This window comes from Streptomyces sp. NPDC003327 (assembly GCF_053589515.1).
On record NZ_JBSFSA010000081.1, the window covers coordinates 1 to 11919 of the forward strand.

General features: G+C 71.2%; 6 protein-coding genes. All 6 read left to right on the forward strand.

Annotated elements, in window-relative coordinates; translation table 11 throughout:
* The first annotated feature begins 1 nt into the window (after nt 1).
* Nucleotides 2-1000: a carbohydrate ABC transporter permease gene (locus ACWDVG_RS31115; protein WP_451704225.1), complete on the forward strand. Its 999-nt coding sequence runs from the start codon at nt 2-4 to the stop codon at nt 998-1000.
* Nucleotides 994-1866 (forward strand): sugar ABC transporter permease, encoded by an 873-nt coding sequence (locus ACWDVG_RS31120; protein WP_451704235.1) that lies wholly within the window; start codon nt 994-996, stop codon nt 1864-1866. Before ACWDVG_RS31115 ends, ACWDVG_RS31120 begins: the two co-directional genes overlap by 7 nt.
* Before the next feature lie 50 nt (nt 1867-1916).
* Nucleotides 1917-3584 (forward strand): glycoside hydrolase family 13 protein, encoded by a 1668-nt coding sequence (locus ACWDVG_RS31125; protein WP_451704227.1) that lies wholly within the window; start codon nt 1917-1919, stop codon nt 3582-3584.
* Entirely contained in the window at nt 3572-4651 is a 1080-nt protein-coding gene (locus ACWDVG_RS31130; protein WP_451704229.1) for a LacI family DNA-binding transcriptional regulator, read from the forward strand. Before ACWDVG_RS31125 ends, ACWDVG_RS31130 begins: the two co-directional genes overlap by 13 nt.
* 123 nt (nt 4652-4774) lie before the next feature.
* Nucleotides 4775-6490: a carbohydrate-binding module family 20 domain-containing protein gene (locus ACWDVG_RS31135; protein ID WP_451704231.1), complete on the forward strand. Its 1716-nt coding sequence runs from the start codon at nt 4775-4777 to the stop codon at nt 6488-6490.
* Nucleotides 6491-6561: 71 nt separating this feature from the next.
* Nucleotides 6562-11859, forward strand: coding sequence for a pullulanase-type alpha-1,6-glucosidase (gene pulA, locus ACWDVG_RS31140; RefSeq protein ID WP_451704233.1), 5298 nt, complete (start codon nt 6562-6564; stop codon nt 11857-11859).
* Nucleotides 11860-11919 lie beyond the last annotated feature (60 nt).

An 11919-nucleotide genomic window follows, 5' to 3' on the forward strand; every position in this document is an offset into this window, starting at 1 on the left:
CCTGCGGTGGGGGGGCGCGCCCGCGCCCCCCCCGCCGCCCCCCGCGGCGCGCCCCCGCGGAACTGGTAAGCCGAGGGGCGCGGCGAAGCGCTCCCTCTCCACCCACTGGTACGCCTGGGCCATGGTCGCCCCGGTCGTCATCGTGATCGGCGTGATCATCGGCTATCCGCTGGTCCGCGGCATCTACCTGTCGTTCACCGACGCCAACGAGCGCAACGTCGCGCGGTCGATCGGCGTGAACGAGATCCCGGCCACCTACGAGTTCGTCGGCCTCGACAACTACACCGACGCGATCACGGGCAGCCAGTTCCTCGGCACCCTCGGCTGGACGATCCTCTGGACCGTGTCCTGCGTGGCCGTGACCTTCGCCCTCGGCCTCACCCTCGCCAACATCCTCAACCGCAGGATCGCCGGCCGCTCCGTCTACCGGATGCTGCTGATCCTGCCGTGGGCCGTCCCCGGCTTCGTCTCCGTCTTCGCCTGGCGGTTCCTCTACGACGAGCGCCGCGGCATGCTCAACCAGATCCTCACGGGCACCGGCATCGACGGCATCCCGTGGCTGAACGACCCGACCTGGGCCAAGTTCTCGGTCATCGCCGTCAACGTCTGGCTCGGCATCCCGTTCATGATGGTCGCCCTCCTCGGCGGGCTCCAGTCCATCCCCGGCGAGCTGTACGAGGCCGCCGAGATGGACGGCGCGAGCGCCTGGCAGCGCTTCCGGCACATCACCCTGCCCGGCCTGCGGTCGGTGTCGACGACGGTGATCCTGCTGTCGACCATCTGGACCTTCAACATGTTCCCGGTGATCTTCCTGCTCACCCGGGGCGGGCCCGGCGAGGCCACCCAGATCCTCGTCACCCAGGCCTACAAGTTCTCCTTCGAGATCAGCCCGCGCGACTTCGCCCAGTCGTCCACGTGGGGCGTCCTCATCCTGGTCCTCCTGATGGTCTTCGCCGCGTTCTACCAGCGAGTCCTCCGCAAGCAGGGAGAAGTCTGGTGACCACCACGACCCCCACCCCCCAGACCATGAACGCCCCGGTCCGCGGCCGCCGTTCGCCGCTCGCCTCGGTCGGCCTGCACGTCACCCTGATCGTCGCCTCCGTGATCGCCGTCTTCCCGGTGCTGTGGGTCCTGCTGACCTCGCTCAAGCCCGCGAAGTACGCCACCACCACGGACTTCGTGAAGGAGACGACGCTCGAGAACTACACGAACCTGCTGAAGGACACCCCGTTCCTCACCTGGTTCTGGAACTCGCTGCTCGTCGCCGGCCTCACCACCGTCGTCGGCGTCTTCATCTCCGCCACCACCGGCTACGCCGTCAGCCGCTTCCGCTTCCCCGGCAAGCGCGGCCTGATGTGGACCCTGCTCATCACGCAGATGTTCCCGGTCGCCGTCCTCATCGTGCCGATCTACAACATCATGGCCTCGATGGGGCTGCTCAACGAGCCGCTCGGCCTGCTCATCACCTACCTGACCATCGCCGTGCCCTTCTGCGCCTGGATGATGAAGGGCTTCTTCGACACCATCCCGCGCGAGATCGACGAGTCGGGTTACGTCGACGGCCTCACCCCCTTCGGCACCTTCTGGCGGCTCATCCTGCCGCTCGCCAAGCCGGGCATCGCGGTCACCGCCTTCTACTCCTTCATCACCGCCTGGGGCGAGGTCGCCTACGCCTCCGCCTTCATGGTCGGCGACGAGAACCTCACGCTCGCCGGCGGACTGCAGAAGTTCGTCAACCAGTACGGAGCCCAGTGGGGCCCCATGTCCGCGGCCTCCGTGCTGATCGCCATCCCCGCGGCCCTGGTGTTCCTCTTCGCCCAGCGCCACCTCGTCACCGGCATGTCCGCCGGTGCCGTCAAGGGCTGACGGCCCTGAGCACCGCACCTGTACGCCCCTCCTTACCTCCCAGGGAAGACATGACCCAGCATCTCGCCACCCCGGCCGACGCCCCGACCACCGGCACGCACACGGGCTGGTGGAGAGACGCGGTGATCTACCAGGTCTACCCGCGCAGCTTCGCCGACGGCAACGGCGACGGCATGGGCGACCTGGAGGGCATCCGCCGCCGGCTGCCCTACCTCAAGGACCTCGGCGTCGACGCCGTCTGGCTCTCGCCGTTCTACGCCTCCCCGCAGGCCGACGCCGGCTACGACGTCGCCGACTACCGGGCCATCGACCCGATGTTCGGCTCGCTCCTCGACGCCGACGCCCTGATCCGCGAGGCGCACGAACTGGGCCTGCGCATCATCGTCGACCTGGTCCCCAACCACTCCTCGGACCACCACGAGTGGTTCCAGCGCGCCCTGCGCGAGGGCCCCGGCTCCCCGCTGCGCGACCGCTACCACTTCCGCCCCGGCAAGGGCGCGAACGGTGAACTCCCGCCCAACGACTGGGAGTCCATCTTCGGCGGCCCCGCCTGGACCCGTACGGAGAACCCGGACGGCACCCCCGGCGACTGGTACCTGCACCTCTTCGCCCCGGAGCAGCCCGACTTCAACTGGGAGCACCCGGCCGTCCGCGACGAGTTCCGCTCCATCCTGCGGTTCTGGCTCGACATGGGCGTCGACGGCTTCCGCGTCGACGTCGCCCACGGCCTCGTCAAGGCCGCCGGGCTGCCCGACATCGGCGCCCACGACCAGCTGAAGCTGCTCGGCAACGACGTGATGCCCTTCTTCGACCAGGACGGCGTCCACGAGATCTACCGCTCCTGGCGGCGGATCCTCGCCGAGTACGACGGGGAGCGCATCCTCGTCGCCGAGGCCTGGACGCCCACCGTCGAGCGCACCGCCAACTACGTGCGCCCCGACGAGATGCACCAGGCCTTCAACTTCCAGTACCTGGGCACCCACTGGGACGCGGCCGAGCTCCGCACCGTCATCGACGCCTCGCTCGCCGCGATGCTTCCGGTCGGCGCCCCCACCACCTGGGTGCTCTCCAACCACGACGTCACCCGGCACGCCACCCGCTTCGCCAACCCGGCGGGCCTCGGCACCCAGCTGCGCACCCCCGGCGACCGCGAGCTCGGCCTGCGCCGCGCCCGCGCCGCCACCCTGCTGATGCTGGCGCTGCCCGGCTCCGCCTACGTCTACCAGGGCGAGGAGCTCGGCCTGCCCGACGTCACCGACCTGCCGGACGAGGTCCGCCAGGACCCGTCGTTCTTCCGGGCGACCGGCCAGGACGGCTTCCGCGACGGCTGCCGGGTGCCGATCCCGTGGACCGTCGACGGCTCCTCGTACGGCTTCGGCGACGGCGGCTCCTGGCTGCCGCAGCCCGCGGCCTGGGGCGGCCTGAGCGTCGAGGCGCAGACCGGCGACCCCGGCTCCACCCTGGAGCTGTACCGCAGCGCGCTCGCCGTCCGCCGCGAGCGCCCCGAACTCGGTGCGGGCGACTCCGTCGAGTGGCTGGAGGCACCCGAGGGTGTGCTCTCCTTCCGCCGCGACGGTTTCGTCTGCACCGCCAACACCACCGGCCGGGCCATCTCCGTCCCGCTGCCCGGCCGGTATCTCCTCTCCAACGAGCCCGTCACCCCCGGCGACGGTGTCGTGGAGCTTCCCGCCGACACCACGGTCTGGTGGGCGGTGTGACGATCCCCCTGCCGCGGGGCACCGGGAACGGTGCCCCGCGGCTCGCGGACATCGCGGCCCAGTCCGGGGTCAGCGAGGCCACCGTCAGCCGTGTCCTCAACGGCAAGGCGGGGGTGGCGGGCGCGACCCGGCACAAGGTGCTCGCGGCGCTCGACGTGCTCGGCTACGAGCGTCCCGTACGGCTCAAACGCCGCAGCGCGGGCCTCGTCGGGCTCGTCGTGCCCGAGCTGACCAACCCGATCTTCCCGGCCTTCGCGCAGGTCGTCGAACAGGTCCTCGCCGGACACGGCTACACCCCGGTCCTGTGCACCCAGATGCCCGGCGGCGCCACCGAGGACGAGCTCGTCGAGCAGCTCGTGGAGCGCGGGGTGGCCGGCATCGTCTTCCTCTCCGGGCTGCACGCGGACGCCTCCGCCGACCCGGCCCGCTACGCCCGGCTGACCGCCCGCGGCGTGCCGTACGTCCTTATCAACGGCTACAACGAGCACATCGACGCCAACTTCGTCTCCCCGGACGACCGGGCCGCGGCCCGCATGGCCGTGCGCCACCTGGTCGAGCTGGGCCACGAGCGGATCGGCCTCGCCATCGGCCCGACCCGGTACGTCCCCTCCCGGCGCAAGGCCGAGGGCTTCGCCGCCGAGCTGTACGAACTCCTCGGCGTCGAGCGGTCCGAGGCGGAGCGCTTCATCCGGCCCACGCTCTTCGGGGTCGAGGGCGGGCACGCCGCCGCCGAGATCCTCCTCGCCGAGGGCTGCACCGGCATCGTCTGCGGCTCCGACCTGATGGCGCTCGGCGTCATCCGGGCCGTCCGGGCCCGGGGCCTCGACGTGCCCGGGGACGTCTCCGTCGTCGGCTTCGACGACTCGCCGCTCATCGCCTTCACCAGCCCGCCGCTGTCCACCGTGCGCCAGCCCGTCCAGGCCATGGCCACGGCCGCCGTCGGTGCGCTCCTGGAGGAGATCGAGGGCAACCCCGTCCAGCGCACCGAGTTCGTGTTCCAGCCGGAGCTGGTGGTCCGCGGCTCCACGGCGCAGCCGCCCGCCCAGGAGCCGCAACTCCTTTCGTAACAACTTGCGTCGAGGGGTCCGGAGGGTTGACCGGGCGTCGGGGCACTCGTACGGTCACGGCTGAAAACAGTTGCTGACATTTTCGGCAACTTCTTGCGACACCGAAGTCGTACAGGAGGAAGCATGGCCAGAAGGACCGTGGCCGCTGCACTCGCCCTCGTGGCGGGAGCCGCTGTGGCCGTCACGGGAAACATCCCGGCCCAAGCCACCCCGCCCGGCGAGAAGGACGTCACCGCCGTGATGTTCGAATGGAACTTCGCCTCGGTGGCCCGTGAGTGCACCGACCGCCTCGGCCCCGCCGGCTACGGATACGTCCAGGTCTCCCCGCCCCAGGAACACCTCAGGGGCAGCCAGTGGTGGACCTCGTACCAGCCGGTCAGCTACAAGATCGCCGGACGTCTCGGCGACCGCACCGCCTTCAAGAACATGATCGACACCTGCCACGCGGCGGGCGTCAAGGTCGTCGCCGACTCCGTCATCAACCACATGGCGAACGGCTCCGGCACCGGAACGGGCGGGACCCCGTTCTCCAAGTACGACTACCCGGGCCTCTACTCCGGCTCCGACATGGACGACTGCCGGTCCGCGATCTCCAACTACCAGGACCGCGCCAACGTCCAGAACTGCGAACTGGTCCAGCTCCCCGACCTCGACACGGGCGAGGACTGGGTCCGCGCGAAGATAGCCGGCTACCTCAACGACCTGCTCTCGCTGGGCGTCGACGGCTTCCGCATCGACGCCGCCAAGCACATGCCGGCCGCCGACCTGGCCAACATCAAGTCCCGGCTGACCAAGCCGAACGCCTACTGGAAGCTGGAGGCCATCCACGGCGCGGGCGAGGCCGTCTCCCCGAGCGAGTACCTCGGCAGCGGCGACGTCCAGGAGTTCCGCTACGCCCGCGACCTCAAGCGGGTCCTCCAGAACGAGAAGCTCGCCTACCTCAAGAACTTCGGCGAGGCCTGGGGCCACATGCCCTCCGCCCAGTCCGGCGTCTTCGTCGACAACCACGACACCGAGCGCGGCGGCGACACCCTCTCCTACAAGGACGGCGCGAACTACACCCTCGCCTCCGTCTTCATGCTCGCCTGGCCCTACGGCTCCCCGGACGTCCACTCCGGCTACGAGTGGACCGACAAGGACGCCGGACCGCCCAACGGCGGCCAGGTGAACGCCTGTTACGCCGACGGCTGGAAGTGCCAGCACGCCTGGCGCGAGATCTCCTCCATGGTGGCCTTCCGCAACGCCGCCCGCGGCGAGGCCGTCGGCAACTGGTGGGACAACGGCAACAACGCCATCGCGTTCGGCCGGGGTGCCAAGGCGTACGTGGCGATCAACCACGAGACGTCCCCGCTCACCCGCACCTTCCAGACCTCCCTGCCCGCCGGCACCTACTGCAACGTGCAGGCCAACACCCCGGTGACGGTCAACTCCGCCGGCCAGTTCACGGCCACCCTCGGCGCCAACACCGCCGTCGCCCTCCACGTGAACGCCACCACCTGCGGCGGCGGGACCACCCCCACCACCCCGCCGACCACGCCCCCCGCCACCGCGGGCGCCTCCTTCAACGTCACCGCCACCACCGTCGTCGGCCAGAACGTCCACGTCGTCGGCAACCGCCCCGAGCTCGGCAACTGGGCCCCCGCCTCCGCCCCCAAGCTCGACCCGGCCGCGTACCCCGTCTGGAAGCTGACCGTCTCCCTCCCCGCCGGCACCACCTTCGAGTACAAGTACGTCCGCAAGGACGCGGCCGGGAACGTCACCTGGGAGTCCGGCGCCAACCGCACCGCGACCGTCCCCGCCTCGGGCCAGGTCGTCCTGAACGACACCTTCCGCAACTGAGCTTCCCTCCCACCCCCAGGGCCGCCCCGCCGGGGCGGCCCCCTCTTCCCGTACCTCCAGGGAGCACCTCCGTGATACCCAAGAGAACGGCGGTGGCGCTCGCCGCCGCCCTGTGCGCGGCCCTCGTGCCCGCACTTCCCGCCACCGCGGCACCCCGCCCGCCCGCCCCGCCGTCCGACAAGGCGCTCGCGGCCCAGCCCGCCCGCCAGGACCTCACGCGCGAGCAGTTCTACTTCGTCCTGCCCGACCGGTTCGCCAACGGCGACACCTCCAACGACCGCGGCGGCCTCACCGGCACCCGCCTGGAGAACGGCTTCGACCCCACCGACAAGGGCTTCTACCAGGGCGGGGACCTCAAGGGCCTCACCGAGCGACTCGACTACATCAAGGGCCTCGGCACCACCGCCATCTGGATGGCGCCGATCTTCAAGAACCGCCCCGTGCAGGGCACCGGCAAGGACGCCTCCGCCGGCTACCACGGCTACTGGATCACCGACTTCACCCAGGTCGACCCGCACTTCGGGACCAACGAGGACCTGGAGAAGCTGATCGCCGCCGCCCACGCCAAGGGCATGAAGGTCTTCTTCGACGTCATCACCAACCACACCGCCGACACCGTCGACTACGCCGAGAAGGCCTACGGCTACCGCCCCAAGGGCTCCCACCCGTACCTCGACAAGGACGGCCGCCCCTTCGACGACCGGACCGCGATCGGCAGGGTCGACGCCGACTCCTTCCCGTACACCCCCGTCGAGAAGGCCAACACCAAGGTCCCCGCCTGGCTCAACGACCCCACGATGTACCACAACCGCGGCGACTCCACCTGGGTCGGCGAGTCCGCCGAGTACGGCGACTTCGTCGGCCTCGACGACCTGTGGACCGAGCGCCCCGAGGTCGTCGAGGGCATGAAGCGGATCTACGAGACCTGGGTCCGCGACTTCAAGATCGACGGCTTCCGCATCGACACCGTCAAGCACGTCGACCTCGACTTCTGGACCCAGTGGGCCACCGCCCTCGACGCGTACGCCAAGAAGCGGGGCCGCGAGGACTTCTTCATGTTCGGCGAGGTCTACTCCGCCGACCCCACCGTCACCGCCCCCTACGTCACCCGCGGCCGCCTCGACGCCACCCTCGACTTCCCCTTCCAGGACGCCGCCCGCGCCTTCGCCTCCCAGGGCGCCGGCGCCGACCGCCTCGCCAAGGTCTTCGCCCAGGACTACCGCTACACCACCGACAAGGCCAACGCCTACGAGCAGGTCACCTTCCTCGGCAACCACGACATGGGCCGCATCGGCACGTTCCTCAAGCAGGACAACCCGAACGCCTCCGACGACGAACTCGTCCGCCGCGCCCGCCTCGCCAACGAGCTGATGTTCCTCTCCCGGGGCAACCCCGTCGTCTACTACGGCGACGAGCAGGGCTTCACCGGCCCCGGCGGCGACAAGGACGCCCGCCAGACCCTCTTCGCCTCGAAGACCGCCGACTACCTCGACGACGACCAGCTCGGCACCGACCGCACCCACGCCACCGACGCGTACGACACCGCGCACCCCGTCTACACGTCGATCGCCCGCCTGTCGAAGCTCACCAAGGAGCACCCGGCCCTCCGCGACGGCGTCCAGCAGGAGCGGTACGCCCAGGGCTCCGTCTACGCCTTCTCCCGCACCGACGCCCGCCGGCGCGTCGAGTACGTGGTCGCCACCAACAGCGCCACCACGCCGCAGACCGCCACCCTCCCCGTCGACTCCGCGCACTTCCGCACCCTGTACGGGGGTCAGGGCGCCGTCGCCGCGCGGGACGGCAAGGTCACCGTCACCGTCCCCGCCCTCTCCTCCCTCGTCCTGCGGGCCGACGCCCCGCTCCCGGCACCCGCCGCCGCGCCCACCGTCGACCTCAAGGCACCCACGGCCGGCTCCACCGGCACCGTCGAGATCACCGCCGACGTCGACGGCGGCGGCCTCAACCGCGTCGTCTTCGCCGCCCAGGTCGGCAACGGCCGCTGGCAGACCCTCGGCACCGCCGACCACGCCCCGTACAAGGTCACCCAGCACGTGACCGCCCCCGCCGGCACCCCGCTCCGCTACAAGGCCGTCGCCGTCGACGCCGCCGGGCGGACCGCGAGCGCCACCGCCGCCACCACGGCCGGCGCGCCCCCGGCCCCCGAGAAGCCCGTCGCCGTCGAGCGCACCCACGCGATCGTCCACTACAAGCGCGCGGACGGGAACTACGACGGCTGGACCCTCAAGGCCGCAGGCCAGGAGGCCGCGTTCACCGGCCGCGACGCCCACGGCGCCTTCGCCTGGGTCCGCGTCCCCGAGGGCGCCTCCACCGTCACGTACACCGTCGAGAAGGACGGCGCCGCCGACGGCCCCGAGCGCAGCATCGCCCTCGGCCGCACCGGCGAGGTCTGGATCACGCAGGGCCAGGACGGCCAGTCCGACACCAACCCGGCCCCCGTCCAGCAGGACAAGAGCAAGGTCGTCCTCCACTACAAGCGCGCGGACGGGAACTACGACGGCTGGGGCCTCCACCTGTGGACCGGCGCCGCCCAGCCCACCGACTGGTCGAAGCCGCTCCTGCCGGCCCGCGTCGACGCCTACGGCGCCGTCTACGAGGTGTCGCTCGCCCCGGGCGCGACCTCCCTGTCGTACATCCTCCACAAGGGCGACCAGAAGGACCTGCCCACCGACCAGTCCCTCGACCTCGCCACCTACGGCAACGAGGTCTGGCTGCTCGGCGGCGAGCCCAAGTACCTCCTCCCGACCGTCGGCGGCGCCCCGAACCTGGACCTCACCAAGGCCGAGGCCCAGTGGATCGACCGCACCACCGTCGTCTGGAAGGTCAAGGCGACCGACGCCACCAGCGAGCAGCTGGTGTACGCCCCGGACGGCGGCATCACCGCCACCGACGGCGCCCTCAGCTCCGAGGGCCAGTGGCTCCGGCTGAAGCGGGCCGCGCTCACCGACGCCCAGAAGGCCGCGTTCCCGCACCTGAAGGACCACCCGGCCTTCACCGTCGACCCGCGTGACGCCGACCGCGTCCACGCCTCCCTGCGCGGCCAGCTCATCGCCACCCAGCGCGCCGCCAACGGCGCCCTGCTCGCCGCCACCGGCGTGCAGACCGCGGGCGTCCTCGACGACCTCTACGCGGCCAGGGCCACGAAGGCGAAGCTCGGCCCCGTCTTCCGGTCCGGCCGCCCCACCCTCTCCCTGTGGGCGCCCACCGCCCAATCCGTCGCCCTCGAACTCGACGGCAGGGCCGTGCCCATGCGGCGCGACGACGCCTCCGGCGTCTGGTCGGTCACCGGCCCCCGGACCTGGGCGGGCAAGCCGTACCGGTACGTCGTGAAGGTCTGGGCGCCCAGCGTCCAGAAGCTCGTCGAGAACCGCGTCACCGACCCGTACTCGACCGCCCTCACCACCGACTCGGCCCGCAGCCTCGTCGTCGACCTCACCGACCCGAAGCTCGCCCCGGCCGGCTGGAAGACCCTCGCGAAGCCGGCCGCCGTGCCGCTGCGCGACGCCCAGATCCAGGAACTGCACGTCCGCGACTTCTCGATCGCGGACCCGACGGCGAAGGCCGCCCACAAGGGCACCTTCCTCGCCTTCACCGACAGGAACAGCACGGGCTCGAAGCACCTGAAGGCGCTCGCCGACTCCGGCACCTCCCACGTCCACCTCCTGCCCGCCTTCGACATCGGCACCATCCCCGAGAAGAAGTCCGAGCAGGCCGTCCCCGCCTGCGACCTGAAGGTCTACGCCCCCGACTCCGAGGAGCAGCAGGCCTGCGTCGCCGCCGCCGCGGCCAAGGACGCCTACAACTGGGGCTACGACCCGCTGCACTACACCGTGCCCGAGGGCTCCTACTCCACCGACCCGAACGGCACCCGCCGCACGGTCGAGTTCCGGCAGATGGTCCAGGCCCTCAACGGCCAGGGGCTGCGCACGGTCATGGACGTCGTCTACAACCACACCGTCGCCGCCGGACAGTCCGACAAGTCCGTCCTCGACCGGATCGTGCCCGGCTACTACCAGCGCCTCCAGGCCGACGGCTCCGTCGCCACCTCCACCTGCTGCGCCAACACCGCGCCCGAGAACGCCATGATGGGCAAGCTCGTCGTCGACTCGGTCGTCACCTGGGCCAAGGAGTACAAGGTCGACGGCTTCCGCTTCGACCTCATGGGCCACCACCCGAAGGAGAACATGCTCGCCGTCCGGGCCGCCCTGGACGCGCTGACCGTCGAGAAGGACGGCGTCGACGGCAAGGCGATCATCCTCTACGGCGAGGGCTGGAACTTCGGCGAGATCGCCGACGACGCCCGCTTCGTCCAGGCCACCCAGAAGAACATGGCCGGCACCGGCATCGCCACCTTCTCCGACCGGGCCCGCGACGCCGTCCGCGGCGGCGGCCCCTTCGACGAGGACCCCGGCGTCCAGGGCTTCGCCTCCGGCCTCTTCACCGACCCCAACGCCTCCGCCGCCAACGGCACCCCCGAGCAGCAGCGGGCCCGCCTCCTGCACTACCAGGACCTCATCAAGGTCGGCCTGAGCGGCAACCTCGCCTCGTACACCTTCACCGACACCTCCGGGCGCACGGTCAAGGGCTCCGAGGTCGACTACAACGGCGCCCCCGCCGGATACGCCGCCGCGCCCGGCGAGGCCCTCGCCTACGCCGACGCGCACGACAACGAGACCCTGTACGACGCCCTCGCGTTCAAGCTCCCGGCGACCACCCCGGCCGCCGACCGGGCCCGCATGCAGGTCCTCGCCATGGCGACCGCGACCCTCTCGCAGGGCCCGGCGCTCTCCCAGGCCGGCTCCGACCTGCTCCGCTCCAAGTCCCTCGACCGCAACTCGTACGACAGCGGCGACTGGTTCAACGCGATCCACTGGGACTGCCGCGACGGCAACGGCTTCGGCATAGGCCTGCCGCCCGCCGCCGACAACAAGGCCAAGTGGGGCTACGGCAAGCCGCTGCTCACCGACCCGGACCTGACGGTCGGCTGCGCGGAAATCGACGGCGCCTCCGCCGCCTACCGCGAGCTGCAGACGATCCGTACCACCGAGCCGGTGTTCTCGCTGGCCACGGCCGGGCAGGTGCAGTCCGCGCTCGCCTTCCCGCTCTCCGGCCCCGCCGAGACGCCGGGCGTCATCACCATGCGCCTCGGTGACCTGGTCGTCGTCTTCAACGCCACCCCGCAGGGCACCTCGCAGAAGGTCGCCGACCTGGCCGGCAAGGGCTACGCCCTGCACCCCGTCCAGGCCACCGGCTCCGACTCCGTGGTCAAGTCCGCCTCCTACGAGGCCGGTTCGGGCACCTTCACGGTCCCGGCCCGCACCGTGGCGGTCTTCAAGGCGACCACCGGCTGACGCCCGCGGTCGTACGGCCCGCCCGCGGTCGTACGGCCCGCCCGCGGCCGTACGACCGCC